This window comes from Nocardia sp. NPDC006982 (genome assembly GCF_042869435.1).
In the GTDB taxonomy this organism is placed as follows: Bacteria; Actinomycetota; Actinomycetes; order Mycobacteriales; family Mycobacteriaceae; genus Nocardia.
Window position 1 is genome coordinate 778,019 of record NZ_JBIAFV010000002.1, and the last position, 26,688, is coordinate 804,706.

The following is a 26,688-nucleotide window of genomic DNA, read 5'->3' on the forward strand; positions in this document are numbered from 1 at the left end:
GATGACGTCGACGAGGCGCTGTGACTATTCGGGGGCGGCACGTGGCTGACCCGCAAGGATTTCTGAAGCACACCAAACGGGAACTACCGACGCGTCGTCCGGTTCCGCTGCGCCTGATGGACTGGAAAGAGGTCTACGAGCAGGGTTTCTCGCACCAGACCCTGCAGACCCAGGCCAGCCGGTGTATGGACTGCGGTATTCCGTTCTGTCACAACGGCTGTCCGCTGGGCAACCTCATCCCGGAGTGGAACGACCTGGTTCACAAGGGCCAGTGGCGTGAGGGCATCGACCGGCTGCACGCGACCAACAACTTCCCGGAGTTCACCGGGCGGCTGTGCCCGGCGCCGTGCGAGGCGTCCTGTGTCCTCGGCATCAACCAGGATCCGGTGACGATCAAGCAGGTCGAGGTCGAGCTCATCGAGAACGCCTTCGACGAGGGTTGGGTGACCCCGGTCTACCCGACCCGCCTCACCGGCAAGCGGGTCGCCGTGGTCGGTTCCGGTCCGGCCGGTCTGGCCGCCGCACAGCAGCTGACCAGGGCCGGTCACACCGTGACCGTCTTCGAGCGCGCCGACCGCATCGGTGGCCTGCTGCGCTACGGCATTCCGGAATTCAAGATGGAGAAGCGCTTCATCGACCGCAGGCTCGCGCAGATGGAGGCCGAGGGCACCATCTTCAAGACCGGGGTGAACGTCGGTGTCGACATCACCGCCGCGCAGCTGCGCGAGCGGTTCGACGCGATCGTGCTGGCGGGTGGCGCCACCCTGGCGCGTGACCTGCCCATCCCGGGACGGGATCTGGACGGCATCCACCAGGCGATGGAATTCCTGCCGTGGGCCAACCGGGTGCAACTCGGCGACGATGTCACCGACGAGAACGGCCTGCCGCCGATCCACGCCAAGGACAAGAAGGTCGTCATCATCGGTGGCGGTGACACCGGCGCGGACTGCCTGGGCACCTCGCACCGTCAGGGCGCGGCCAGCATCCACCAGTTCGAGATCATGCCGCGGCCGCCGGAGGAGCGCGCCTCCTCCACCCCGTGGCCGACCTACCCGCTCATGTACCGGGTCTCCTCGGCGCACGAGGAGGGCGGCGAACGGGTGTTCTCGGTGAACACCGAGCGTTTCGTCGGCGCGGACGGCAAGGTCACCGCGCTGGAGGCGCATGAGGTCAAGATGGTCAACGGCCGCTTCGAGAAGGTCGAAGGCACCGACTTCACCCTCGAGGCCGATCTGGTGCTGCTCGCCATGGGCTTCACCGGGCCCGAGAAGCCGGGCCTGCTCGAAGGTCTCGGCGTCGGCTACGACCAGCGCGGCAATGTCCAGCGCGATAAGAACTGGTCGACCAATGTCCCCGGCGTCTTCGTCGCCGGTGATATGGGCCGTGGCCAGTCGCTGATCGTCTGGGCCATCGCCGAGGGCCGTGCCGCCGCGTCTGCGGTCGACAAGTTCCTCGAGGGCGAGACCGCGCTGCCCGCGCCGATTCCGCCGACGGCAGTCGCGCAACGATAGAACCTCTCTTACCGGAGCGGAAAGGGCGCCTGTGGATCTCGAATCCACAGGCGCCCTTATCGTTTGCCATACGTACGTATTCGATCTTGGCGCGATACGCGGAAGGTCGCTGGGCGGAACCGTTTTCGGCGGGCGCGCTGACGTGAATCGGACACGGTAACGAGTTCGAATGGCGCAGGTCGAGGCGTTGCCTTATTGTGATCTGCGGCGCGGTGCGTGATCTTGGGATGTGGGTTGCGACGTGTGTGTCATACCGGTGGGTGACCCGATATGCACTGAACCGACATCCGCCGAGGTCAGCACGGTTGGCAAATGACTGTCGGAGCTAGCTCTCGCAAGGGGCGATGTTTTGAACTGGAGCGGTATGCGGTTGAAGAAGGTGGCCGCCGCACTCGGTGCGTGCGCGGCTGTAGCATCCGGCGTAGTCCTTGGTAGCGGTTCGGTAACGGCCGATCCGGGCTGCCCGAGCCTCTATGTGGTTGCGATTCCCGGTACTTGGGAGACCGGAAAGGACAAGACGCCGCAGCCCGGCATGCTGTCCGGCGTAACCAATGGCCTTGGCCGGTCGGTGGACGTCGATTACGTGACATATGCCGCGACCGCATTCCCGTGGGAAGGCGATGTCTACGGCGCGTCCAAGAAGGAAGCGACCGATCGCGCCCGCGGCCTGGCCACCGCGATGGCACAGAGCTGTGGCGGCACCAAGATCGCGATCGTCGGTTACAGCCAGGGTGCGGATGCGGCCGGCGACCTCGCCGCCGAAATCGGCACCGGCCTGAGCCCGATTCCGGCGGACCGGATCGCGGGTGTCGGCCTGATCTCCGATCCGCGCCGCTCGCCCACCGACATCCAGGTCGGTCCGGTCGCGCCGGGCGCGGGCGCCGGTGGCGCTCGGGTCGGCGGCTTCGGCTGGCTCAGCGATCGCACCCGCACCATCTGCGCGCTCGACGATCTCTACTGCGCAACCGCCACCGACGATTTCGTGACCCGGTTCGCCGGCTTCCTCGCGCAGACCTCGGAGGCGAATCCGGCCAACCTCTGGCGCTACCAGCTCGAGGCGGGCGCCATCATGAACGACCTGATGAACCTCGGCGGCATCCCGACGCTGCAGTCGCAGCTCACCGAATCCGCCAACCAGCAGCGGGCGAAGGATCTGGAGCGGTTCTACAACTCGCACGCGCATACGCTCTACGGCAGCTACCCGGTGGGCGGCGGGCAGACCGCCATCTCCTGGATGCACAACTGGATCGCGGGCATGGCCTGATTCCATAGCCACATAGCGAAGGCCACCTCTCCTCCGGATGGAGAGGTGGCCTTTCGCTTTCTACGACCGTGATCAGCCCGCGGAGCCGGTCGGCGGCGGGAACTGCTGGAAGGGGGCAACGCCGGGCGCGCCATAATTGCCCGGTCCCGGGATCCAATTACCCGGACCGTGGTCACCGTCGCCGTCATGATGATGGTGGTGATGACGGTCGATATCGGTGCCTTGCAACGGGATTTGGGACTGAGCGGATGCATCGGGCTCGGCCGCGGAGGCCGTCACGGCGAGTGCGCTGAGGGGCACGGCGACCAATGCGCCTGCGATGACGACCCGGGCGACGTTACGCCTTGTCTTGGAGAGCAAAACGGTTCCTTTCTCGCGGATGGTGAGTCGCTGGTATGGCGGCTCACCGGTCCCATCGAAGGCTCCGTCACTGGGATTGAGGTGCGGTCATTCTGGCAGTCGACTGTGAATGACCGAATCTGGGAACAACCGTCAAGGTTGCTGTGAAATATTGCGCGGCAACAGATCCCACACGTGGCCGTTCTCATTGATGGTCGCCGCGGTCCGGCGGCCGCTGCGGGAGAACAGGATCCGGGTGATCGAGCAGTAATCGATCGGGAAGGTCAGCGGCCGGGCCAGGCCGAGCACCTCCTGCAGCAGCACGTTGATCACTCCGCCGTGTGCGAAGACGACCACCGTATCGGCCGGATCGGTGTGCGCGGCAATCGAGGTGACGGCATCGCGCACCCGGGTGATGAAGGCTGGCCCATCGATCTGTTCGGGCAGATGCCCGGACTTGATCCGGTCGTAGACGGCCGCGAATTCGACCTTGGCGTCCTCGATCGGAATGTAGGAGGGCAGGTCGCGATCGTATTCGGCCAGATCGTCGATCACATCCACCGGGAGCCCGAGTTTCGCCGCGATCGGTTCGGCCGTCTCCCGCGCCCGTAGCTGCGGACTGCTCACGATCCGACTGATCCGATGCTGACTCAACGCCGCAGGCACCCGTTCGGCCTGCTCCAGGCCGACCGGTGCCAATCCGGGATCGGCCGGTCCATTGGAGTCTTGCACCCGCAATGGCTGAGCATGACGAACGAATATCAACTGCACCCAGCCCACTCTGCCGCATGATCGCTGTTCATTCGCACTAGGGGGATCAAGCGACGTATGGGTGCCATACTCGAAGCCATGACCGTCGAACCGTTTCCGCAGTGGCTGCGCCCGCCGCCGGGTGGGTTCGTCGCCGAGGATCTGGATCGCCTGCCGGACCTGCCCCCGCATACCGAGTTGATCGACGGGAGTCTTGTCTTCGTGAGCCCGCAGGCGAAGTTTCGCATGCAGGTCATTAACTTGCTCGCTTTCGCTCTGAACCCCTTGGCTCCCGCACATCTGCGGATTCGTCGGGAGATGTCAGTGACGCTGGGACGTGACCAGCGACCAGAACCTGACATCATCGCAGTACATGCCGACCGCGATGGTGGTCCGGAGCTGACGACATACCAGGCCGATGACGTCGTGCTCGCCATCGAGGTTGTGTCGGTGGAATCTCGCACTCGTGATCGCGAACGCAAGCCCCAGCTGTATGCCCGCGCAGGCATCACCCACTTCTGGCGTGTCGAGAACGTCGACGGGCGTCCGGTGGTCTATGTCTACGAACTCGATCCCGCCACAAAGGCATACGCGCTCACGGGGATCCATCATGACCGCCTGCGTCTGAGTGTTCCGTTCGAGATCGACATCGATCTGACTGAAATCGACCGGTGGTAGATTCGCCGCCGCTTACTTCGGGGGATTCGCGGTGCACTCCGGGGGCAGCTCGAAGAAGCTGACGAATTGTTCGACGGCAGCGGGCGGCCCACTGATCTTGGTTTCGCCGGAGGCCAAGCTTTCGGCCAGCGGTCGGCCGTGGAAGGCGACGGCGATGAAGACCGGGACCGTGGTGTGGATGGCGACGGTTGCGGAGCCGGTCGCGCCACGGCTGATGCCCAGGGTGTCATCGGCGATGACCGCGTGGAATTCGTCTGTGCCGGAATCGGATCCGGTGAAGTACAAGTCGTAGTCGGCGTGCACACCTGCGGCCCGGGCGGGTTGGAAGAAGGTGCGCAGGGTGACTATCAGCGAATCGGTGGACATATCGGAGCAGCTGTAACTGTTGGGGGTGCGGGCCCCCCAGCGGTTGAGCGCGACGATCACGTCATCGAGTTCGCGACCCCAATCGGTGAGGTCGTAGACGGCGGCGCCGACCGGCGGCGGCAGCTTGCGTTTGTGCACGACGCCGATCTGGACGAGCTCCTCTAGCCGTTGCGAGAGCACATTCGGACTGATGCCGGGCAGTCCGGCGCGCAGATCGGTGAAGCGCTTCGGGCCCAGGAGTAGTTCGCGCACCACGAGCAGGGTCCAGCGCTCGCCGACGAGGTCGAGCGCGCGGGCAGCACCGCAGGCGTCGTTGTAGCTGCGCTTGGCGCGCTGCTCCGGGGCAACAGTCATGAGCTACAGCATATCAGTCGATTCTTCAACTGAATTAATTAGTTGTCTTTTAGGACTAACCACTGCTAGCGTGCCACAGTAACGATCTTCGGGTGGAAGGCGTCTGTGGTGACGGAAGCAAAAGAACGACATAGACAGGTGGGGGACGCCCCGGCCGGTTCGGACAGCAAGCGCTGGCTCGCCCTCTATGTGTTGTGCGGCGGCATGCTGATGATCGTGCTCGATGCGACGATCGTGAATGTCGCACTCGCGGATATCCAGACTGACCTGGGCTTCACCGCGTCGGGTCTGGCCTGGGTGGTGAACGGATATCTGATCTCCTTCGGCGGCCTGCTCATGCTGGCCGGCCGACTCGGTGACCTGATCGGTCGCCGCACCATGTTCCTGTCCGGTCTGGTGGTCTTCACCCTGGCCTCGGCGCTGTGTGGTGCGGCCGTCAACGAGGTGACCCTCATCGCGGCCCGCTTCCTGCAGGGCATCGGCGGCGCCATGACCTCGGCGGTCATCCTCGGCATGATCTTCGCGATGTTCCCGGATCCGCGCGAGCAGGCCAAGGCGATCGGTCGCTACGCCTTCGTCGCGTCGGCCGGTGGTGCGATCGGCCTGCTGCTCGGCGGTTTCCTGACCGCATTGGACTGGCGGCTGATCTTCCTGGTCAACCTGCCGATCGGCATTGCGGTCGGCCTCGGCGCGCTGAAGATCCTGGACAAGGACACGGGCGCCGGACTGAAGGACGGCGCGGATGTGCCCGGCGCCGTGCTGATCACGGCGGCGCTGATGCTCGGCGTCTACACGATCGTCAAGCCTGCGGCGGAATACGGCTGGACCGATCCGGTCACACTCGGGCTCGGCGCGGCCGCGCTGGTGCTGCTCGGCGGATTCATCGCGCGGGAGGCGACGGCGGCCACCCCGCTGATGCCGCTGAAGATCTTCCTCTCGCGGAATCTGTCCGGCGCCAACGTGATCCAGGTGCTGACCGTGGCGGGCATGTTCGGCATGTTCTTCATGGGTTCGCTGTATCTGAAGCAGGTGCTCGGCTATTCGCCGATCCAGCTCGGCACGGCCTTCTTCCCGGTCGCGGCGATCATGGGTCTGCTGTCGGTGCGCTACTCCGAACATCTGGTGATGCGCTTCGGTGCCCGCAAGGTGCTGATTCCCGGTCTGCTGCTGATCCTCGTCGCGCTGCTCTGGCTGACCCAGGCACCGGTGGACGGCAGCTACTGGATCGACATCTTCGGCCCGATGGTGCTGTTCGGTACCGGTGCGGGTCTGGCGTTCCCGTCGCTGATGAATCTGGCGATGTCGGGGGTCGAGCCGCAGGAGGCCGGGCTGGCCTCGGGTCTGGCCAACACCACCATGCAGGTCGGTGGCGCGCTCGGTCTGGCGGTGCTTGCCACGCTGTCGGCGAGCAAGACCGAACATCTGCTGAAGGACGGTGTCGCGGCAAATGTGGCGCTCACCAACGGATTCCACCTGGCCTTCTGGATCGGTGCCGCACTGGTGATCGCCGCATTGGTCGCGGCGGTGGTGGTGCTGAAGTCGGTGCAGGCGCAGCCGCACGACGAACTCGATGACGAGCTGTTGCTCGAGGCCGAGGTGGCCTCCGAACGCACCGTCATCTAGTCCGAAATACCGAAACGGCCCGGTTCGCGCTGCGAGCCGGGCCGTTTCGCGGATTACTGCTGCTTCTTGCGCTGGGTCAGCAGGTAGATGCCGCCGACGATCAGGGCGACGACGACCAGGCAGCAGATGCCGCCGATGATCAGCCCACTGCTGCTCTTCTTCTTTTTCTTGGCCGCGAACTCCATTGCCGATGCGACGGTGTCGGAGTTGGTCCAGGTGTCCGCACTCGCCCACACCTGCGGGTCCAGCAGAGTGGTGTTGGTCAGCAGGTCCAGATACATAAGCATCCCCATGATCGAAGGTACCGGCCTCCTCCCGGGGCCGAATCATCAAGGGTAGCGGGCAAATACGGCAAATGGAACTTTTCCAGATTGCAATCTTTCATCTCGAGATACTCGGCAGCGAGATACTCAGCGCGGCTTGACCAACGGGAACGGCAGTGTCTCGCGGATGCTGCGGCCGGTGATCAACATGACGATGCGGTCCACGCCCATGCCCAAACCGCCGGTCGGCGGCATCGCATGCTCGAGCGCCTGCAGGAAGTCCTCGTCCAGCTCCATCGCTTCCGGATCGCCGTTCGCCGCGAGCATCGACTGCTCGGTGAGCCTGCGGCGCTGTTCGATCGGATCGGTGAGTTCGCTGTAGGCCGTACCCAATTCGACGCCCCAGGCGACCAGATCCCAGCGCTCGGTCACGCCGGGGATGCTGCGGTGCGCACGGGTCAGCGGGGAGACCGAGGTGGGGAAGTCGATGTAGAAAGTCGGCTGCTCCGTATGGGATTCGACCAGATGCTCGTACATTTCCTGCACGACCTGCCCGGCATCCCAGCCGTGCTGATAGGGCACCTCCGCCTTGTCGCAGAGTTCGCGCAGCTCGTCGAGAGTGGTCTGCGGGTCGATCTTGGTGCCGAGTGCCTCCGATACCGCGCTGTGCACCGTCTTCACCGCCCACTCCCCGGAGATGTCCACCTCTTCGAAGGAGCCGTCCGGTTTGGGGCGCAGTGCAACCATCGAACCATTGGCGGCCTGTGCGGCGTTCTGGATGAGCTGGCGGGCCAGCTGCATCATCCGCTCGTAATCGGCATGTGCCTCATAGGCTTCCAGGCTGGTGAACTCCGGATTGTGGCTGAAGTCCACACCCTCGTTGCGGAAGTTGCGCCCGATTTCGAAGACCTTCTCCATACCGCCGACGCACAGCCGCTTGAGATACAGCTCGGGCGCGATCCGCAGATACAGATCCAGATCGTAGGCATTGATATGGGTGAGGAACGGTGTCGCATTGGCGCCGCCGTGCACCTTCTGCAGGATCGGGGTCTCCACCTCGAGATATCCCCAGGCGTTCAACGAATCCCGCAGCGAGCGCACCACCGCGGTCCGCTTGCTCAGTACCTCGCGGACTTCGGGATTGATCGCCATATCGACGTAGCGCTGACGCACCCTGGCCTCGGGATCGGCCAGGCCCTTCCACTTGTCCGGCAGCGGATGCAGGCATTTGCCGATCATCCGCCAGTCCGCGGCCAGCAGTGAGAGTTCACCGCGCCGACTGTGCCCGATCTGGCCGCTGACCTCGATGAGGTCGCCGAGGTCGAAGAATTCGCCGAATTCGGCGCTGCGTCCGGCGCCGACCCGATCGCGGTCGATGACCAGCTGGATATCGTCGGTCCAGTCCCGGACCACCGCGAAGATCACACCGCCGTAATCGCGGATGCGCAGCAGTCGGCCGCAGACCCGCACCGTGGTGCCGCGCGGTGAACGACGCGCTGCCGCAACGGTATGCGTCGGGGGATAGGCGACCGGATAGGCGTCGACGCCTGCGGACGCGAGCCGGTCGAGTTTGTCCATGCGCACCCGCACCTGCTCCGGGCGGCGGGGAAGCTGTTCCACACCGACGTTTTCCGGCAGATCCGGCGGACTGCCGTCGGCGTGCAGTCCGGTGATGCCCGCGGGTACCGCACTGTGCAGACCGGTGTGGGTGATGGTCTCGGGTTCCTTGCCGAAGCGCGGTAGGAAGCCCTCGGCGAGCGCACTGGCGATCGCCACCCGGGGTAGTTGCCTGCGCTCCTCGAACAGGAAGAACCGGGGCACCCAGTGCGGCTGATACTTCACATTCGACCGGTACAGCGCCTCCAACTGCCACCAGCGCGAAAAGAACAGCAGCACACCGCGCCACAGCCGCAGCACGGGTCCGGCGCCGATGCGTCCGCCCTCTTCGAAGACGGAGCGGAATACCGCGAAGTTCAGCGAAACCTTGGTGATGCCATGCTGTTCGGAGGTCAGTGCGAGCTGGGAGATCATCAGCTCCATGACACCGTTGGGGCCGTGTGGATCTCGACGCATCAGTTCGAGTGACGCACCGGTGCGTCCCCACGGCACCAGCGACAGCATGCCCAGCACCCTCTCCTGCGAATTGACCGCCTCGACCAGCAGGCAGTCGCCGTCCAGCCGATCGCCGAGGCGGCCGAGCGCCATGGAGAAGCCGCGCTCGGTCTCGGTATCGCGCCAGGCATCGGCATGGGCGATCACCTGTCGGAATTCCTCGGCCGGAATATCGCGATGGCGGCGGATCCGCACGGTGATCCCGTGCTTGCGCAACCGGTTCGCCGCCTGGCGGACCTGCTTCATCTCCGGGCCCGCGAGCGAGAACGTCCTGGTGTCGAGAATGGCCTCGTCACCGAGGCGCAGCGCCGAAAGTCCGGCTCGCCGGTACGCCGTCGCACCGAGTTCGCTCGCGCCCATGACCGCTGGCGCCCAACCGAATTCGTCGGCCAACTGCAGCCACGCATCGATCGCCTGCGGCCAGGCCTCGCGAATGCCGATCGGATCGCCACTGGCGAGGCAGACGCCCAATTCGACACGATAGGTCAGCGCCGCTTTGCCGCTCGGCGCGAACACCACCGCCTTATCGCGCCGAGTCGCGAAGTAGCCGAGCGAATCCTCTATATCGGAGCGTTCCAGCAGACCGCGGATCGCGGATTCGTCGGTGCCGGTCATCGCATTGCCCGCACGTTGCGAACGCAGCAGGATGACCACCGCGGCCAGCAGCGCGATGGCGCCGAAGAGGCCGAGCAGGAAGTTGACGAACGGGCGCGGATGGCCATCGAAATGTTCGTTGTCGACCAAGACGGCGGCGGTCACCCGATATACCGACCACAGCGGCCGCTGCACGCCACGGGGCAGCGAACCGGGGAGCAGCTCCACCAGACCCCAGCCGAGCAGACAGCCGACCGCGAGACCGCCGGCCAGTACGCCCAACGCCTTCCAGCCCGCCCCCGGGCGCACCTTCGTGTAGAACTCCCGCCAAGACGCGAGCAGCACGCCGATCGCGGCGAGCTGCACCACCGCTGCCACCAGCGCGTGCATATTGCTCTCGTCAGCGAATTCGAGCACATTCGCCAGCGCGTAGAGGGCGATATAGCCGAGCAGCAACCACCAGGCGATTCGCTTGCGGCTCGCTGTCGCCCCCGCGAGCAGACCGACCACCAGCGCCCACACCAGGCTGGTATCCGGTGCGTCGAAGTAGTACAGGTCGATGTAGCGACGCGGCACATGCGTCAGATATCGCAGTCCGGGCGAGAGGCTCCACAGGAAGCAGAGCACGGCGAACACGCCAAGGAGCAGACCCGCGATATGCGGGACCTCGCGCAACCGTCCGTGCCCGCGATGCGGAACCGGTGGTGCCGATCTTTCCGAGGGTGCTTCGGTGTCGATGTGTTGCCCGGCGTGCGTGGTTGTCACAGCACCAGTGTGTACGGTGCCGCGGTAGTGGTGCTCGAAGACCACCCGGGCATGTCGGTTATCGGAGCGTCATCCATGTGTGTCGGTCGATTGCGTGGGGGTTGGATTTCCGGTTCGACGGCGACGGAGTAAGGATGTATCCCATGTCCGATGCAGTCGATGTGCCGATCGATGACGACGTCATTCGACTCGGTCAGTTCCTCAAGCTGGCCAATCTGATCGATTCCGGATCGGAGGCCAAGACCGTGATCGCCGCGGGTCTGGTACGGGTGAACGAGGAGGTGGAACTGCGCCGCGGACGGCAATTGCATGTCGGCGACATTGTGGCCATCGCCGGTCACCGGGCCAGGGTGTCGGCGGTCTAGCCGCTCAGTCTTCGGCACGGACCACGATGCCGTCGTGGTCGCTGTAGAGCATATCGCCGGGCACGAAGGTGACACCGCCGAATTCGACCGGGACATCGCGCTCGCCGGTGCCGGTCTGGGTGCTCTTGCGCGGGTTGGTGCCCAGCGCCTTGATGCCGATATCGAGCGTGCGGAGGATGGCCGAGTCGCGCACCGCACCGTTGACGATGACGCCGGACCAGCCGTTGGCCACACCGCGTCCGGCGATGATGTCGCCGACCAGTGCGGTGTGCACGCTGGCGTCGCCGTCGACGACGAGCACGCCACCGTTGCCCGGCTCGCCCAGCGTCTGCTTGACCAGCAGGTTGTCCTGGAAGCAGCGGATCGTGGTGATGCGCCCGGAGAACTCCGCGCGCCCGCCGAACTGGATGAACTGCGTATCGCAGCTACGGATTTCGGGGCCGATCTCGTCGGCGAGGTCCGCGGTGGCAACAATATTCTGCGATTCCGTCACGGGTGTCAGCTTAGAGTTCGGGCTGCGGCCGACTCCGAACGGACCACCCGGTCTGCCCGGCTCGTGCATACGGAACCCGCCAGCTGACCCTTTCGGGCGAGTCGCTATCGATGCCCGTAGTGCATCTCGTATTTCATCCGCTCGGTTTCGCGCATCTTGTTGTGGTTGATCCACCCCTGATCGATGCCGTGCTGGCTCAGCCGGAACCGACGCCAGACGTAACTGAGCGACACCGTGAACACGATCAGCGGCACGATCATCATCACGATCATGCCGATCTTCAACCCCATCGGGCCGGGGAACAGCAACCACAGCGCGAAGAACGGGATGAACGGTACGAGGAAGCGGACGAGGTAGCGTTCCATGGCCCCGTGCCCGACGAGGTCGTGGATGACCCACTCGTGCAGCTCCTCGGGGAGCTCGCGGCCGAGATCGTAAGCGATCCGTTGGCCTAACGTGGGACGCTTCATATGTTCAGGCTATGCCCGTGAGATGCGTCACGGCCAGGTTCGGCGAATATTCGGCAGTCGACTTCAGGCGCGACCGTGGCGGCGTTCATAGGCCAGCCGCTCGGTCTCCGCGCGCTTCCTGGACGTGGCGTCGGCCAATGCCGGATCCAAGCCGTGCTTGACCAGACGCGCCCTGCGATACACATACATCAGCGCCGCGGTGAAATAGATCAGCGGCAGATACAGCAGGGCCATCATTGCCAGGCCCATCCATTTCGGTCCGGGTACCAGCAGGAACAAGCTCAGCACCGGAATCATCGGAATGAGGAAGCGCATCAGGTAGCGCCGTGCCGCACCGGGGCCGGTGAGATCCTCGAGCACCCACGCCGACATCGACTCCGGCAGCGTGCGCCCGCAGATGTAGGCGATGCGCTGCGGGAATGTCGGTGTCGTGCGGTCAGCCATAGTGCACAGCATCCTCCGGCCGGACCGGCCCGGACAAGGTCTGGCTAGCCCTGCCTGCTGGCGTGGAATTCGGCGATCTGGGTGGTCAGGTTGTGCGTGGAGTGTTTGACGGCGAGCTTGACGAACGGCTCGATGGTCTTGCCGAGCACCTTGCCCGCGATTCCACCCGGCACGCGATAGTCGACGATCGCGTCGACCGTGCAGCTATCAGTGCCCTTGGCGTGGAACAGGAAGGTGGATTCGATTTCGAAACCCTTGATCGACTTCACCGCGATCGCGTAGTTCTCTTCCCACCGCACGACCTGCAGGCGCGAATGCAGCGCGGCGGGACCGAGTTTGATGGTGCCGTCGAAGGTCGCGCCGACGCCCTCGACCTGATCGGTGATCGGCGTGAAGTCCTGGACCTCGGTGATGAAACGCGACAGATTCCGGTAGTCGTTGACGTACGCGAAGGCTGTTTCGGCCGATGCCACACAGTCTTCGACGATCTTCACCACGGTCATGGCACAACTGTAACGGGTTGCTAACAGCCCGGCCGCAAGTGCTTGCATTTGCAAGCGTCAGGCGGTTACCGCCAGGGTCGCGGCCAGTCCGAAGGCCACGGCCATCACTGCCACCTCGATGATCGCGCGTCGCAGTGATGCCTCGGCGGGCATTCGATGTCCCGTCGCCTGCGGTACCCAGGTCCGTCGCCACCACCAGCCCAGCGCCAGCAACCCAACCAGCACAAGGGTTTTCGCGAGCAGAATGCGTCCGTAGCCGGTCGTCACGAACGGGGCGATCCCGCCGACCCGCACCAACCCGTTGACCAGGCCGGTGACCGTGACGATGCCGACCAGCGGCAGCGCCACCGCCGAATACCGCGGCAGCGTCACCGCCCACTCACCGCGGGTGCGCACCACCAGCGCCAGCGCGACCAGCAGGCCGAACCAGGACGCCGCCGCCAGTGCGTGCACCGCCGCGAGCACCGAGCCGAACGGCTGCTGCGACATATGCCCGGTGATCGGCCGCAGTGCGAGCGCCACCGCGGCGAAGACCAGCCCCAGATCGGCCGACGCGGTCTCCGGCCGCCGGAACGCCATCGCCGAATAGCAGGCGACCGCACCGCTGCCGATCAGTACCGCGATGCCGACCTGACCACCGCTGATCTCGACCAGGAAATTGCCGAACTGCCTTGCGCTGAGCTTGCCGATGGGTACGCCGACGACGGCGGCCGCCTCGAAGACGAGCACCGCGAATTCGGTGACACACCAGATCCCGGCCAGTACCGCGAGCGTCCGCCACGGCGGCCGGAGCCGATCGTGCAGTCGGGGCAATGCGGCCAGTCCGAGCACCGTGGCCCCGGTGCAGTCCGCCAGCACCCGGATGACGCTCTCGGTTTGCGCGGGAGACGGGACAGCCAGGATCAGCGCGAGCGCCACCCCGAGCAGCCCGGCCGGGACGACCAGCAGCAGCGCTTGCACATTTCCGCCGCCGGTCGTCCGCTGCACCTTGTTCACCCGTGTGCTCTTCTCACCGCTGCGATTTGCGGCTCCTGCCGCCGTACAGGGCGAATGCCAGACCACCGCCGAACAGGACGACCGCGCCGATGATGAAGACCCACAGCGGAATTCCGCCGGAATCATCGGCGCTGCCACCGGAGTTGTGTCGGCTGTCGGCCTTGGGGCCGGGCGTACCGTTGCCCGCCTTGGTGAGGGTGAAGGTCCGCTCGCCCTTGACCGGATGACCGTCGGCGGAGGTGACCCGATACCCGATCTTGTAGACGCCGGTCGGGCCGAGTTCGCCGACCGCGACGCTCACCGTCGGGCCGTCCACCTTCGGATCGCCCTTGGACCACAGATTCCCGTCCGGACCCACCACGGTGAGTGCCGGAAAGCTTTCCTGCAGCGGCTCGTTGAAGGTGATGCTCACCCGCTCCGGACCGGTTTCGATGCTCGCGCCGTCGGTGGGCACGCTGCTGACCGGCGTCGAATGGGCTGCCGCCGTTCCGGCCGCGAGCGCGCCCATGCTCAGCAAGAGCAGGCCCGCGACCAGCCCGGCGACCGTGCGACGCATGGCGATGCCACTCATGCCCGGCGTCCGCGGATCACATTGCCCAGACCGAGCGCCACGCCGAGCAGGCCGAGCGCGAGACCGATGCCGCCGAGCCAGCGCGCGGTGTTGTCGGTGTCCTTCGACTTCTCCGCGGCGGCGTCCGAACTGCCGACGTGGTGGTCGTCATGGCCGTCGCCGGAGGCCGCCGCGAGGGTGAGCATCGGTGCCGGATGCTCGGGTTCGGAACCGTCGGAGCCCATCGGTTGATCCCACTTGACGACCTTGCCGTCGCTGTAGGTCTGGGTGGCCGGGAAGCTGACCTCGGCCTGGGCCGGCAGCGGGCCGACCGAGAGGACGAAGCGCTGGAACTGGCCGGGACGCACACCGGGTGTGCCGGGATCGGCGGTCCAGGTGACCGAGGTGGCCTCGGCCTTGTCATTGCGGTCGACCTTGGAGTTCCAACCCGGGATGGGCTCGGTGCGGGCGCTCTTGAGGTTGGGCAGGGCGACGGTGAGCGCCGTGGTGTTCGCGGTCTCCGATTCGGTCGGGACCTTGAAGGTGATCACCGAGTAATCGCCCTGTGTCGCACCGGGCGCGTCGGCGGTGACGTGTGCGGAGGCGGTGCCGCCCGCGAGGAGAACGAAACCGGCGGCGGCGACCGTTGTGCAGGCGCGCGTGATCTGCGTACGCATGGGTGAAGTGCTTTCTGTCCGAAGGGGTTTGGGTGTGGCGGGTCAGGCCGACACCGGTGGCGCGCGCGGACCGATCGCGCCGTTCGGATGAAAGCGGTAGTGCCGGAGAATCGGGTCGGACCAGCGGAGTGGGCGGTTGACGGCGAGCGGTGATCCGGCTGCGGAAACGGCGCGAATGACGCTGGACGCCAACGCATAGAGCCGCTCGGCCAGCAGGATCAGTGCGGCGCAGCCGAGCGTCGCGATCAAGTGCGCCGACAACATCCAGCCCGTGGGCAGATATGGGTCGACTTGCGGTACGGCGCTGTGGCTGTGGGTGTGGTCGATCAGTCCGGATAGCACCGCATGTCCGGCGAACTGTCCGAGCGCGAGCGGACCGAGCGCGGCCCAATGCCCGATGGTGCCCCGGTGCAGCCGTCCCGCGGCCCAACCCGTCAATGCCGAAACAAGCAGCAGCAGTGCGGAGTCAGCCGAATCCGGAAATCCGCCACCGGCCGCACCGTGTGCGGCGATGGCGAGCGCACCGACCATGCCGCCGACCAGACAGCCACGCGGGCTGCCGGAGGGCTGGCCGGGAGACATCGGATGGATCAGCTGACGCCGAGGCGCGCCAAGACGTCGGCCTCGATACCGGACAGCTCGCTCGAGATCGACGCGTGTACGGCGCGACGACGCGGTGCGGGCATCTGCTCCGCGGTCCGAATCGCGGCGGTCAGATTGCCGAGTCGATCCTGCGTGGCGGTGACGAATTTCTGGGTCTCGCCCTTGCCCGCCTTGTCGCCGGACTGCGTGCCGATTTTGTCAAGGGCAGCTTCGGTATTGGAGATCCGCGCCTGCAGCCGACCGCCGTGGCCGCTGAAATCACCGAGCTGTTCGACGCCGATGCCCAGCTGATGCGCCCGGCGGGTATCGATCCGGCCGCGGATGTAGGTCGCGGCGCGATAGGCCAGCGGTGCGAGTACGGGCACGAGCACCCGGGCGACACCGAGGTACTTGCGGACCTGGCTCGCGGTGAACGGATCCCGCTCGGCCTTGGCGGCCAGCTTCAGTGCGGCCTTCTCCTCGGCCTGCAAGGTGGCGATCTGCGCCTTGGCGACCTTGGCCTGGGTGCGGGCCTCCGCGCGGCGGGCCTTGCGGTCGTTCCTGGCGCCGAGTTTCGCCTCCATGGCGGCCTTGTGCTTGAGGGCCTTCGCCTCGGCCCTGCGACTCGGCCGCCGCTTGCGCTTCGTGAACAACCCCATCGAGGCCCTCCTGTGTCCAATTTGCCGCGCCTGCGGCGCGGCGTGTTCGCGGCCCCCGGTGTCTCGCGTCCGAGCGGTCGAGACTCGCGCCTACGGCGCATGCGCTTCGACCGCTCGGTCGCGAGACGGGCCGCGAACGTCGCTCGTAAGACTCGCTCCGAACGGGCTGCGTTGATATTGAACCATCTCGCTGCCCGTCTACCAGGCACAGGTCTACCACGCCGCTCACCGGTGTACCAGGCGACTCAATGGCTACTTGTGACTTGCGCGCCGACCGTGTCATGCGGTTCAAAGAGTTGTCAGGGGTCTGGACCATACTGCGTATGTGTATTCGGGCAGCGGTGACCGCGACGGTCGCAATCACGAAGGCGTAGCCGACGAGCGGCAGGCCGAGGTGAGTGCTGCGTCGATGCCCGCCGAGCCGACCGCATTCGTCGATGCCAGAGCCCTGATCGGGTGTCGGCACCGATTGCATTTGAATGCCGCGCATCCGAACCTGCTGACCGGGGTGATCGAGGATGCCGGGGTCCGTCAGCGCCGGGAGGCCGCGACCGCGCATCGCACCCGGGTGCGTGATGCGCTGATCGCCGCGGATCCGGACAACTGGGTGGTGATCGATCCGACGCTGCGCGCGGGGGAGCGGGCCGCGGCCACCATGCGCGCGTGTACCGAAGGCACACAACACATCTGGGGCGGACTGCTGCCGCAGGAACCGGATACCGGCCGCCGCGGCGGTTCGGAGATCCTGCTGCTCGACCGCGATCGCGGCGGCTACATCCCGGTTATCGTGGTCAATCACAAGGTCACCGACCCGCGCCAGCCCGAACCGGCCGATTTCCACCCGACCACTTCGGATCCGTATCACTGGGATCCGCAACCTGATCCGCATCGCAAACTGCGCCAGCAGCCCCGCGATCAACAGCGGCTCGCACATCTGTACCGCATGCTGCAGCGGCACGGTCTGGCCAGTCCGGCGCTGGTCGGCGGTGTGATCGGCTACCACTTCGACCGCATCCTGGTACACGATCTCGGCCCGCTGCTCGCCGATTACGACCGGCGCTATGCCGATCGAATCGCGGTGGTACGCGGCGAATTGCCGACGGTTCCGTCGAAGGTGCCCGAATGCCGCCAGTGCCCGTGGTGGACGCGCAAGGCACCCGCCGACGAGACGCAGGTCGCGGGTCACAGCTGCGAGAGCTGGCTGGCCGAGCACCGGGACGTGAGCCTGGTCGCGCCCGGTTCCCGCGCGGAGGTGCTGCGCGGACACGGCGTCGAGACGATCGACGATCTGGCCGCCTGGGTAGGCGACGATCCGGAGGACTGGCAGCACGGCCCGTTCGACGAGGCCGTGGTGACCGCCCGCGCCTGGCTCGCTGGTGCGCCGCTGGTGCGCCGGGTCGAGCGGGTTTGGGTGCGCCGGGCCGATGTCGAGGTGGATGTCGATCTGGAGAGCTTCCAGGAGTACGGCGCATACCTGTGGGGCACGCTGCTCGACGGCGTGTACCGCCCGTTCGTCACCTGGGATCCGTTGCCCACCGAGGACGAGGGCCGCTCCTTCGGCGAATTCTGGACCTGGCTGATGACGGTGCGCGCCGAGGCCGTCGCGGCCGGGAAAACCTTTGCCGCCTACTGCTATTCGCGCACGGCCGAAGACAAGTGGCTCTACGAATCGGCGCGCCGGTTCGCGGGTAAGCCCGGGGTGCCCACGGTCGATCAGGTGCGCGCCTTCGTCGACGGACCACAGTGGGTGGATATGTTCCAGGCCGTCTCCGATCAGTTCATCTGCCCGAACGGCAAGGGGCTCAAGAAGATCGCGCCGGTGGCAGGGTTCTCCTGGCGCGATCCCGAGGCGGGCGGCGAGGCGTCGATGAGCTGGTATCGGCTGGCCGTCGGCTACGAGGGCGAACCCGAGCTGAGTCAGCGCACCCGGCTGCTCGAGTACAACGAGGACGATGTGCGGGCCACCATGGTGCTGCGCGAATGGATGCATCCCCGGCCCACACGGGCGGATGACCCCCACCGCGCCGACATCGAGGTGCCCGGCTTGGCCGACTTCGGGCAGATGTCGGCGGACGTCGGATAGGCGCGGCGGTACCATCGCGACGTGACAGAGCACGTCGAACAACTCGAGTTCCAGGCAGAAACCCATCAGCTGCTCGAGCTGATGATCCATTCGGTCTACTCCAACAAGGACACGTTCCTGCGGGAGCTGATCTCGAACGCTTCCGACGCGCTGGACAAGCTGCGGCTGGAGTCCTTCCGCGATAAGGATCTGCACGTCGACACCGCCGATTTACATATCGAGCTGGAGGTCGACAAGGACAACCGGATCCTGACCGTCAGGGATAACGGCATCGGCATGTCCCGCGCCGAGGTGGTCGATCTGATCGGCACACTGGCCAAATCAGGCACCGCGGAGCTGCGCAAGAAACTGAACGAGGCGAAATCCGAGGCCGCCGCGGAGGAGCTGATCGGCCAGTTCGGCATCGGCTTCTATTCGACCTTCATGGTCGCCGACAAGGTCACCCTCACCACCCGCAAGGCGGGCGAGACCGAGGGCACCCGCTGGGAGTCGGCCGCGGGCAGCTCGACCTACACCATCGAAACCCTCGACGAGGCCCCGCAGGGCACCGCCGTATCGCTGCATCTCAAGACCCCCGACGAGGACGATCACCTCTTCGATTACACCCTGGAGTGGAAGCTCCGCGAGATCGTCAAAAAGTACTCGGACTTCATCGCCTGGCCGATCCGCATGCAGGTCGAGCGGACCGTCACCGAGGGGGAGGGTGAGGAGAAGACCGAGAAGACGATTCTCGAGGAGCAGACCCTCAACTCCATGAAGGCGCTGTGGACCCGCCCGAAGAGCGAGGTCAGCGACGAGGAGTACAAGGAGTTCTACAAGCACGTCAGCCACGGCTGGGACGATCCGCTGGAGATCATCCCGATGAAGGCCGAGGGCACCTTCGAGTACCAAGCACTGCTGTTCATTCCCTCGCATGCGCCGTTCGACCTGTTCACCCGCGAGCACAAGCGCGGTGTCCAGCTCTACGTCAAGCGGGTGTTCATCATGGACAACTGCGAAGAGCTCATGCCGGAATACCTGCGCTTCGTCAAGGGTGTGGTGGACGCGCAGGACCTGTCGCTCAATGTCTCCCGCGAGATCCTGCAGCAGGACCGGCAGATCCAGATGATCCGCAAGCGCCTGGTGAAAAAGGTGCTCTCGACGGTCAAGGAACTGCAGGGTGCGGAGGATCAGGAGAAATACCAGACGTTCTGGAAGGAGTTCGGGCGCGTTCTCAAGGAGGGCCTGCTCTCGGACTTCGACAACCGCGAGACGCTGCTGCAGGTCTCCTCGTTCGCCTCGACCAACTCCGAGGAAGAGCTGACCTCCCTCGCGGCCTACGTCGAGCGGATGCAGGACGGTCAGGACGCCATCTACTACATGACCGGCGAGACCCGGCAGCAGGTCGAAAGCTCGCCGCATATGGAGGCCTTCAAGGCCAAGGGCCGCGAGGTGCTGATCCTGACCGATCCGGTCGACGAGATGTGGGTCGGTTCGGTCACCGAATTCGACGGTAAGCCGTTGCAGTCCATCGCCAAGGGCGAGGTCGATCTGGAGACCGAGGAGGAGAAGAAGGCCACCGAATCGCTGCGTGAACAGCAGGACAAGGACTTCGCCGAACTGCTCGCCTGGCTCGGCAAGAACCTGGACCATGTCAAGGAGGTGCGCCTGACCAACCGGCTCACCACCTCGCCGGCCTGCCTCGTCGGTGATGTCTTCGACTTCACCCCGATGCTGGAGCGCATGTACCGCGCCTCCGGTCAGCTGGTGCCCGAGTCCAAGCGGATCCTCGAGCTCAACCCGACCCACCCGCTGGTCACCGGTCTGCGCGACGCCTACGACGCCCGCAGGGACGACGCCGACGCGGGCAAGGTTCCCGAACTCACCGAGACCGCCGAATTGCTCTACGGCACAGCGGTTCTCGCCGAGGGCGGCGAACTGAAGGATCCGGCCCACTTTGCCCAGATCCTCACCGAGCGCCTGACCCGCACGCTCTGACGAAACCCGTCACATAACCAGTGGCCGTCGCGCACATCGTGCGAGACGGTCTCTGTGCATGTGATGGCCGAGCGTGATCAGGCCAACACCGCGCAACGCGGCGTGCTGAGGAGAATGGATATCGTGCCGAATGCGAACGGGCCGGTCATCCGGGCCGCACGTGCCGATGACTACGACGCCATCGCCACCGTCATCGATGACTGGTGGGGACGCTCGGTGTTACCGCACCTGCCCAGGTTGTTCCTCGATCATTTCTACCGAACCAGCCTGGTCGCCGAGGTGCCCGGCGCCGGATGGCGGGAGCCGACCGAATGGCTGGCCGGATTCCTGATCGGCTTCCTCTCGCCGTCGGAATCCGATGAGGCCTACATCCACTTCGTCGGCGTCGACCCGCAGTCCCGCAAGAGCGGCCTCGCGCGCGAGCTGTACGAGCGGTTCTTCGCGATCGCCAGGGCGAATGACCGGCACATCGTGAAGGCGATCACCGCGCCCGGCAATGACGCGTCGATCGGCTTCCATCGGCATCTGGGCTTCACCGTCGCCGGGCCGGTGCGTGATTACAACGGACCGGGCCATCATCTGATCACCTTCGAACGTAAGATCTGATCCGCTTGGCGCACAGCGAGATCGGCCGGAGTTGGGGGGTTCCGGGGGTGCTGCCCGGTTAGCCTTGGACGGTCGAAAGGATCGTCAGCTGATGTCTGGTAACCCGCTTGCCGCCGCCGAACCGTGGGATCTCGTCGCCGACGGATATGCCGAATTCGGACCCGCGATCATGGCGCCCTTCTCGGCTCGCGCACTAGAACTGGCCGGTCTTTCCGCCGAATCACATGTGCTCGATGTCGCGGCCGGGCCGGGCACGCTGAGTCTGCCCGCCGCCGAACGAGTGGCACAGGTATCGGCCATCGACTTCTCCGAGCCGATGATCCAGCGACTCGCTGAGGATGCCAGGGCAGCTGGGCTGACCAATATCGAAACGCGGGTGGGGGACGGGCAGGCGCTGCCGTTCGATGACGACAGCTTCGACGCCGGTTTCTCGATGTTCGGGCTGATGTTCTTCCCGGATCGGGCCAAGGGCTTCGCGGAATTGTTCCGGGTACTGCGTCCCGGTGCCACCGCCGTGGTGTCGAGTTGGGCGCCGGTGGCCGAATCGACGCTCATGCGAATGATGTTCGGTGCCTTCGCCGCCGCCGATCCGACCATCTCCGAACCCCAGCCCAACTTTCTCAACCTGGAAAATCCCGAGGTCTTCGCGACCGAGATGCGCATCGCGGGCTTCGCCGGGGTGAGCATCCAACGCCACACCAGCACGATCGGTTTCGCCGACTCCGACCAGATGTGGGAGACCATGGTGCGCAGCAGCGCTCCTCTGCTGCTGATGCGCCGCACCGTCGGGGAGCAGGTGTGGGCCGAACGCGTCGCCCTGATGCGTGCCTACCTCGCCGTCAACTACCGCCCGAACAAACCCCTGTCCACCACGGCATTCCTCGGCATCGGCCACAAACCGACCCTCTGACAGCCGAAAAACGCCCCGCCATCCAGCCGATGACGGGGCGTAGTTGCCTTGCGACGCAGACTATTCAGCGGGGAGCCATGCGCAGGGCGCCGTCCATGCGGATGGTCTCGCCGTTGAGGTAGTCGTGCTCGACGATGTACTGCGACAGTTGCGCGTACTCGTCCGGGCGGCCCAGGCGCGACGGGAACGGCACACCGGCCTCGAGGCCCTTGCGGTACTCCTCGGTGACGCCGGCGAGCATCGGGGTGTCGATGATGCCGGGGGCGATGGTGTTCACGCGGATGCCGAACTGGGCCAGGTCACGCGCGGCCGGGACGGTCATGCCGTGCACGCCGCCCTTGGAGGCCGAGTACGCGATCTGGCCGATCTGGCCCTCGAAGGCGGCGACCGAGGCGGTGTTGATGATCACGCCGCGCTGGCCGTATTCGTCGACGGTGTCGGTCTTGGCGATCGCGTCGGCGGCCAGGCGCATCACATTGAAGGTGCCGAGCAGGTTGACGGTGATGACGGTGCGGAACAGCTCCAGATCGTGCGGGCCGTTCTTGGACAGGATGCGGCCGGCCCAGCCGACACCGGCGCAGTTCACCACGATGCGCAGCGGCGCACCGGAATCGACGACCTCCGCAACGGCGGCGGCAACCTCGTCGTTGCTGGTGACGTCGGCGGGGATGAGGGTGACGCCGTCGGGCACGTTGTCCCCGGCGCGCTCGATGGATTGAGGTACGTCGAGTCCGAAGACGGTTGCGCCCAGATCGGCGAAACGCTTGGCAGTGGCGGCGCCGAGGCCGGATGCGCCTCCGGTGATGATGGCGGCGGAACCCGAAATCTCCACGATGGTCCTCTCGTTCGTGACAGCCAGTTGGCCCTTCGTCAATTGCACCCTAACCGGTGCGGTATGAGAGGCCGATCACGGCTCCCTCGACCCGATGCCCGCCCTACATAGCACTGTCGGATAAACGGGAAATTATTTGCGAACATGTGTGTTCGCGGCTGGTATCGTCGCAGCTATGCAGCATCGCGTGTTTTCCGCCGCGCCCGTCGCCGGGCGCCGGATTCTGATCACCGGCGCGGCGCGCGGCATCGGCGCCGCGCTGGCGCGGCAGTTGCACGCGAAAGGGGCGAAGGTAGCGCTGCTCGGGCTGGAGGCGGATCTGCTCGCGGAGGTGGCGCACGAATGCGGTGACGCGCCGTGGCGCTATTGCGATATCGCCGATCACCGGCAGGTGGAGCGGGTGGTGAGCACGCTGGTCACCGAACTCGGCGGGCTGGATGTGGTGGTGGCCAATGCCGGGATCGCCAAGCAATTGCCGCTGCTGGGCGGGGATCCGACGGTTATGGAGGAGACGCTGGCGGTCAATGTGCTCGGCGTCTACTACACGCTGCGTGCCGCTGGACCGCACATCTGTCATCCGGACGGGTATGCGCTGGTCATCTCTTCGCTGGCGGCCGCGGTGAATCTGCCGCTGGTCGGGGCATACAGCGCGTCGAAGGCCGGGGTGGAGGCGCTCGGCAATACGTTGCGGCACGAGGTCAGGCACACCGGCGCGAAGGTCGGAGTCGCGTATTTCGCCGAACTCGATACCGATATGACCACGCGCGGCTTCGGCACCGCCGCAGCGCGGGCCATTCTCGGCCGGTCAACGGTGTCGGGAGTCGCACCGCTCGGACCCGCGATCGATGTGGTCGAGCGCGCCATCGCCCGGCGCAAACGTCAGGTGGTATCGCCGTGGTGGGTGGCGGTGGCGCTGCCGTTCCGGCCGATCGCCCAGCGGGTCATCGATATCGCGCTGCGGCGCGGGGTGGCACGGGCGTTGGAGATCGCGCGCACCGAGGAAGCACCCTTCACCACCGACCAACCGGCCCGACCCCGCAAAATGGAGCGACCGGCGCAGCCGGATATCGCCCGCCCGACCCTCGGAGCCACTGAATGACCGAATCCGCAAGCAGCGCACGCCAACTCCCACGGGGGCGTCACGGCCTGCCGCGGGAGGAGGTGATCGCCTCGCAGCGCGAGCGGATCTTGAGCGCGATGGCCGAGGCCATGGTCGAGAACGGATACGTCGGGACCTCGGTCGCGGTCATCCTGAAGCGGGCCGGGGTTTCGCGGGAGACCTTCTACGAGCAATTCCGTTCCAAGGAGGATTGTTTCGAGGCCGCCTACGAGCGGGCCGTCGAACTGCTGATCGCGAATATCGCGAATGCGATGAGCGGTGATCCGCGGGATGCCGCCGACCCGGCCGATCCCGATCGGATGGGCCGCATCCTCGAGGCCTACTTCGACGGGCTCATCGCCGAGCCCGCCTACGCCCGCCTCTATCTCGTCGAGGTCTACGCGGTGGGTTCGAAGGCGGTCGCCCGCCGCGCTCAATTGCAGGAATCATTCGTCGCCATGATCGCCGACGTCCTCGACGCCCGCACCGACCAACAGCGCTTCGCCTGCCAAACCCTCGCCGCCGCCGTCAGCGCCATGGTCACCGCCCGCATAGCCGTCGACGACCTCCCCGGCCTCCGAGCACTGCGTGAACCCCTACTCGACCTGGTGCGCCGCAGCGGTGATCTGTACGGCGAGGCGATGCTGCGTCAGTCCGAAGTACGCGCCTGAGCGGCAGCAGGCAGACGGTCCACGGTTGGCCCACTTGCGGCGCTCGGCGGCATGCAGTTCGGGCCGATGATGTCCAAGGGCAAGCGAGTCGAGACCGCTAGCCCAGAGCGTGACCGATCAGTGCATCTGTCGGCTTCTGGTGCCGGGGCGTTCGGGACGTGTGCCGAACTGCGCGGTAGCGGTGATCTGGACGGCGAGGCGATGCCGCCTCAGTCGGAAGTACGGGCCTAGCTGCAGCGGACTGACCGATACTTGCGGCCCTGGGCGGCGTGCAGCCGGGCCGATTATGCCCAAAGACAAGCCGCGTGGACACCGCTTGCCTGGATGTCGATCCGCTTCGGCGCGGTGCCGAGCCCGAGACCTCTCCTATAAAGGCTGGCTGCCTGTGGGCGAGCCGCAGTGCCCGGTCAGCGCATCTCTTCGGCGGGCTCGGCGAGCGGGGTGCGTTCCGAAATTCGGCGTGCGCGCCGCGATCGAATCAGCAGGGCGATGCCTGCGGTGGCCGGGGCGAGGGTGGCGAGTGCGCCGCCGGTGAGCATGCCGAGGCTGGGGAGGGCGGCGGCGAGCAGGCTCGCGGTGCCGAAGTAGAGGAACAGCAGGCCGGAGCAGATGCCGATGACATGTTCCGGGAGATGTTTGCCGACCAGGATGCCCGCGGCGATGGCGAGCGCGTCGGCGGCGACCATGCCGATGGTGGAGCCGATCCAGACGCCGATCCAGCTCTTGTCGGTGGCCAGGGCCGCGGTGGCGAACATGGTCCGGTCGCCGAGTTCGGCGAGCAGGAAGGCCGAGAGGACCACGAGGAACGGCGCGGTCGTCGAACGCGGCGGCTTGGGTTCGGCCTCGGCATCATCGCTGCCGAAATGTTCGCGCAGGGTCCACAGGCCGACGGCCAGGAAGGTGAGCGCGGCGACCAGTGTGATGGCCCGGGTGGGCAGCGCGGCACCGACGAAATAGCCGACACCGACCGAGATCAGATGCACCGCCGCACTCGCGCTCGCAATGCCGCCGAGCACCACCCACCAGCGGTAGCGCAGCGCGAACGTCAACGCCATCAGCTGGGACTTGTCACCCAACTCGGCGAGAAAGACGATTCCGACGCTGAGCAATATCGTCGCGATCATGTGGTCTGCGCTCCCGGCCTGCCGGCCGGGAGATCGGGTTACGCCTCCGGCCGACAACGAAATGGTTGTCTCGGCCGAAGGTCTCGCCCACCGGATCTACGCCGGTTCACGCGGCCGGGTACGCGCCCTCATGGGGCGGCGGACCAGTATGTCGACAGCGCGATTGCGGGCTACTCCCCTTCGCTGTCATCGACTGTACCCCCGCAGCCATACTCACGCCAAGCCGTTGTAATCGAAATCGCAATGCGCACAATAAGTTTGGTGATCCAACTATCGAGTTTCGGGTGCCCTGACCGATCCGGCAGCACGCGCTTATCCAGAAGTGAGCTAGCCCTTGGCAATCAGCGCATACCGGTCGCGACCTACTACCCGGGCTTGCTCGGCACCGGACAGCTCTGCCCCGGGGATGCCGTCCGATTGCAGCGGCTCGCTCGGCGCAGCGGGCTAGGCGAAGAGTGGTTCAGGCGGCCAGGAGCATGGCCAGCACCGCGGTATCCGGATCGCTGATCGGATCCAGGCCGACCCGGCTCACCAAAGAGGTGACGGTGCCGTCGGATTCGGCCTCCGCCCACGCCGCCCGATGCTCCAATCCCAGATGCGGAACGCCGGGCAGGAGCACACAGCCCGATGCCACGCCGACGCATTCCGGCAGCGACGGCCGGGTTTCCGAGGGCGGGTGCAACATCAACAGCGCCGGCGGCACATGATCGGCGAACCGGCCGGGTTCCAGTGCCTGGTCACCGAGCACCGGACCCTCGGCGAGGACCAGCCCGACGGTGCCCGGCGCCGGATCGTCCGGTAGCTCCTCGCGCACACCGAAGACGGTCGAGGTGGTCAGCAGGCCCGGATACGAGGCCACCCGCACGGCGAGCACGAGTACCTGCGCCCATTCCTTGGTGGTGTCGGGCCAACGTCCGGAGATGACGAACCCCCGCAGTGATCCGCGGGCCTGGAACGGCGTGATGCCGATGGGTCCGTTCGTATGCATGATGCCTCCCGTGATCGAACCGGGGGCGGCTTTGCCCGTC

The 26,688-nt window shown here is 66.0% G+C and carries 28 protein-coding genes; 11 read left to right on the forward strand and 17 right to left on the reverse strand.

Annotated elements, in window-relative coordinates:
- Positions 1–41: 41 nt before the first annotated feature.
- Both ACFYOW_RS12455 and ACFYOW_RS12460 read left to right on the forward strand, forming a co-directional pair.
- Positions 42–1,511, forward strand: coding sequence for a glutamate synthase subunit beta (locus ACFYOW_RS12455; protein ID WP_063044111.1), 1,470 nt, complete (start codon positions 42–44; stop codon positions 1,509–1,511).
- A 364-nt stretch (positions 1,512–1,875) separates the two neighbouring features.
- Positions 1,876–2,775, forward strand: a complete 900-nt coding sequence (locus ACFYOW_RS12460) for a cutinase family protein (protein ID WP_084508960.1) — start codon at positions 1,876–1,878, stop codon at positions 2,773–2,775.
- A gap of 72 nt (positions 2,776–2,847) precedes the next feature.
- On the opposite strand, the gene ACFYOW_RS12465 is transcribed toward ACFYOW_RS12460, so the two are convergent.
- Together ACFYOW_RS12465 and ACFYOW_RS12470 are read right to left on the reverse strand one after the other, a co-directional pair.
- On the reverse strand, positions 2,848–3,135 hold the full coding sequence (locus ACFYOW_RS12465; protein WP_387287164.1) for a hypothetical protein: 288 nt from the start codon (positions 3,133–3,135) through the stop codon (positions 2,848–2,850).
- A gap of 132 nt (positions 3,136–3,267) precedes the next feature.
- Complete coding sequence (locus tag ACFYOW_RS12470) at positions 3,268–3,885, reverse strand: histidine phosphatase family protein (RefSeq protein WP_387287166.1); 618 nt, start codon at positions 3,883–3,885, stop codon at positions 3,268–3,270.
- A 78-nt stretch (positions 3,886–3,963) separates the two neighbouring features.
- On the opposite strand from ACFYOW_RS12470, the gene ACFYOW_RS12475 reads away from it, so the two are divergent.
- Positions 3,964–4,542 (forward strand): Uma2 family endonuclease, encoded by a 579-nt coding sequence (locus ACFYOW_RS12475; RefSeq protein WP_387287168.1) that lies wholly within the window; start codon positions 3,964–3,966, stop codon positions 4,540–4,542.
- A 12-nt stretch (positions 4,543–4,554) separates the two neighbouring features.
- On the opposite strand, the gene ACFYOW_RS12480 is transcribed toward ACFYOW_RS12475, so the two are convergent.
- Positions 4,555–5,262 (reverse strand): winged helix-turn-helix transcriptional regulator, encoded by a 708-nt coding sequence (locus ACFYOW_RS12480; protein ID WP_387287170.1) that lies wholly within the window; start codon positions 5,260–5,262, stop codon positions 4,555–4,557.
- 108 nt (positions 5,263–5,370) lie between these two features.
- Between ACFYOW_RS12480 and ACFYOW_RS12485 the strand changes: the two genes are divergently transcribed.
- Positions 5,371–6,885, forward strand: coding sequence for an MFS transporter (locus ACFYOW_RS12485; RefSeq protein ID WP_387287172.1), 1,515 nt, complete (start codon positions 5,371–5,373; stop codon positions 6,883–6,885).
- A 53-nt stretch (positions 6,886–6,938) separates the two neighbouring features.
- On the opposite strand, the gene ACFYOW_RS12490 is transcribed toward ACFYOW_RS12485, so the two are convergent.
- Both ACFYOW_RS12490 and lysX read right to left on the reverse strand, forming a co-directional pair.
- Positions 6,939–7,172 carry a hypothetical protein gene (locus tag ACFYOW_RS12490; RefSeq protein WP_387287174.1) on the reverse strand — a complete coding sequence of 78 codons (234 nt, stop codon included), beginning with the start codon at positions 7,170–7,172 and terminating at the stop codon, positions 6,939–6,941.
- 123 nt (positions 7,173–7,295) lie between these two features.
- A complete protein-coding gene (gene lysX, locus ACFYOW_RS12495) occupies positions 7,296–10,619 on the reverse strand; it encodes a bifunctional lysylphosphatidylglycerol synthetase/lysine--tRNA ligase LysX (protein WP_387287176.1) in 3,324 nt (1,107 codons plus the stop codon).
- Positions 10,620–10,762: 143 nt separating this feature from the next.
- Here lysX and ACFYOW_RS12500 point away from each other — a divergent pair, with 143 nt between their 5' ends.
- On the forward strand, positions 10,763–10,984 hold the full coding sequence (locus ACFYOW_RS12500) for an RNA-binding S4 domain-containing protein (RefSeq protein ID WP_387287178.1): 222 nt from the start codon (positions 10,763–10,765) through the stop codon (positions 10,982–10,984).
- Between the two features lie 4 nt (positions 10,985–10,988).
- On the opposite strand, the gene rraA is transcribed toward ACFYOW_RS12500, so the two are convergent.
- The 9 genes from rraA to ACFYOW_RS12545 all read right to left on the reverse strand — a co-directional run bounded on the left by rraA (position 10,989) and on the right by ACFYOW_RS12545 (position 16,358).
- On the reverse strand, positions 10,989–11,477 hold the full coding sequence (rraA, locus tag ACFYOW_RS12505) for a ribonuclease E activity regulator RraA (RefSeq protein WP_387287180.1): 489 nt from the start codon (positions 11,475–11,477) through the stop codon (positions 10,989–10,991).
- A gap of 104 nt (positions 11,478–11,581) precedes the next feature.
- Positions 11,582–11,947, reverse strand: coding sequence for a DUF5313 family protein (locus ACFYOW_RS12510; protein WP_063044103.1), 366 nt, complete (start codon positions 11,945–11,947; stop codon positions 11,582–11,584).
- Between the two features lie 63 nt (positions 11,948–12,010).
- Positions 12,011–12,391: a DUF5313 family protein gene (locus ACFYOW_RS12515; protein ID WP_063044102.1), complete on the reverse strand. Its 381-nt coding sequence runs from the start codon at positions 12,389–12,391 to the stop codon at positions 12,011–12,013.
- Between the two features lie 44 nt (positions 12,392–12,435).
- Positions 12,436–12,894: an SRPBCC family protein gene (locus tag ACFYOW_RS12520; protein WP_387287182.1), complete on the reverse strand. Its 459-nt coding sequence runs from the start codon at positions 12,892–12,894 to the stop codon at positions 12,436–12,438.
- Positions 12,895–12,951: 57 nt separating this feature from the next.
- Entirely contained in the window at positions 12,952–13,890 is a 939-nt protein-coding gene (locus ACFYOW_RS12525) for a copper resistance D family protein (RefSeq protein ID WP_387287184.1), read from the reverse strand.
- 13 nt (positions 13,891–13,903) lie between these two features.
- Positions 13,904–14,461, reverse strand: coding sequence for a copper resistance protein CopC (locus ACFYOW_RS12530; RefSeq protein ID WP_387287186.1), 558 nt, complete (start codon positions 14,459–14,461; stop codon positions 13,904–13,906).
- Positions 14,458–15,117, reverse strand: coding sequence for a YcnI family protein (locus tag ACFYOW_RS12535; protein WP_387287188.1), 660 nt, complete (start codon positions 15,115–15,117; stop codon positions 14,458–14,460). Before ACFYOW_RS12535 ends, ACFYOW_RS12530 begins: the two co-directional genes overlap by 4 nt.
- A gap of 42 nt (positions 15,118–15,159) precedes the next feature.
- Complete coding sequence (locus ACFYOW_RS12540; protein WP_387287190.1) at positions 15,160–15,699, reverse strand: hypothetical protein; 540 nt, start codon at positions 15,697–15,699, stop codon at positions 15,160–15,162.
- An 8-nt stretch (positions 15,700–15,707) separates the two neighbouring features.
- A complete protein-coding gene (locus ACFYOW_RS12545) occupies positions 15,708–16,358 on the reverse strand; it encodes a DUF6474 family protein (RefSeq protein ID WP_387287192.1) in 651 nt (216 codons plus the stop codon).
- Positions 16,359–16,767: 409 nt separating this feature from the next.
- Between ACFYOW_RS12545 and ACFYOW_RS12550 the strand changes: the two genes are divergently transcribed.
- From ACFYOW_RS12550 to ACFYOW_RS12565, 4 genes are all read left to right on the forward strand, one after another.
- The gene (locus ACFYOW_RS12550; protein ID WP_387287508.1) at positions 16,768–18,441 is read left to right on the forward strand and encodes a TM0106 family RecB-like putative nuclease; all 1,674 of its coding nucleotides are present in this window, start codon (positions 16,768–16,770) and stop codon (positions 18,439–18,441) included.
- Between the two features lie 21 nt (positions 18,442–18,462).
- The gene (gene htpG, locus ACFYOW_RS12555; RefSeq protein ID WP_387287194.1) at positions 18,463–20,418 is read left to right on the forward strand and encodes a molecular chaperone HtpG; all 1,956 of its coding nucleotides are present in this window, start codon (positions 18,463–18,465) and stop codon (positions 20,416–20,418) included.
- A 114-nt stretch (positions 20,419–20,532) separates the two neighbouring features.
- The gene (locus tag ACFYOW_RS12560; RefSeq protein WP_387287510.1) at positions 20,533–21,024 is read left to right on the forward strand and encodes a GNAT family N-acetyltransferase; all 492 of its coding nucleotides are present in this window, start codon (positions 20,533–20,535) and stop codon (positions 21,022–21,024) included.
- Between the two features lie 91 nt (positions 21,025–21,115).
- On the forward strand, positions 21,116–21,934 hold the full coding sequence (locus tag ACFYOW_RS12565; protein WP_387287196.1) for a methyltransferase domain-containing protein: 819 nt from the start codon (positions 21,116–21,118) through the stop codon (positions 21,932–21,934).
- Positions 21,935–21,998: 64 nt separating this feature from the next.
- Here ACFYOW_RS12565 and ACFYOW_RS12570 read toward each other — a convergent pair whose 3' ends face one another.
- Entirely contained in the window at positions 21,999–22,766 is a 768-nt protein-coding gene (locus ACFYOW_RS12570; RefSeq protein ID WP_387287198.1) for an SDR family NAD(P)-dependent oxidoreductase, read from the reverse strand.
- 175 nt (positions 22,767–22,941) lie between these two features.
- Between ACFYOW_RS12570 and ACFYOW_RS12575 the strand changes: the two genes are divergently transcribed.
- Both ACFYOW_RS12575 and ACFYOW_RS12580 read left to right on the forward strand, forming a co-directional pair.
- The gene (locus ACFYOW_RS12575) at positions 22,942–23,865 is read left to right on the forward strand and encodes an SDR family NAD(P)-dependent oxidoreductase (RefSeq protein ID WP_387287200.1); all 924 of its coding nucleotides are present in this window, start codon (positions 22,942–22,944) and stop codon (positions 23,863–23,865) included.
- Complete coding sequence (locus ACFYOW_RS12580) at positions 23,862–24,536, forward strand: TetR/AcrR family transcriptional regulator (RefSeq protein WP_387287202.1); 675 nt, start codon at positions 23,862–23,864, stop codon at positions 24,534–24,536. Before ACFYOW_RS12575 ends, ACFYOW_RS12580 begins: the two co-directional genes overlap by 4 nt.
- Before the next feature lie 407 nt (positions 24,537–24,943).
- On the opposite strand, the gene ACFYOW_RS12585 is transcribed toward ACFYOW_RS12580, so the two are convergent.
- Together ACFYOW_RS12585 and ACFYOW_RS12590 are read right to left on the reverse strand one after the other, a co-directional pair.
- Entirely contained in the window at positions 24,944–25,660 is a 717-nt protein-coding gene (locus ACFYOW_RS12585; RefSeq protein ID WP_387287204.1) for a TMEM165/GDT1 family protein, read from the reverse strand.
- A gap of 460 nt (positions 25,661–26,120) precedes the next feature.
- Complete coding sequence (locus ACFYOW_RS12590) at positions 26,121–26,648, reverse strand: hypothetical protein (RefSeq protein ID WP_040685718.1); 528 nt, start codon at positions 26,646–26,648, stop codon at positions 26,121–26,123.
- Between the last annotated feature and the right edge of the window lie 40 nt (positions 26,649–26,688).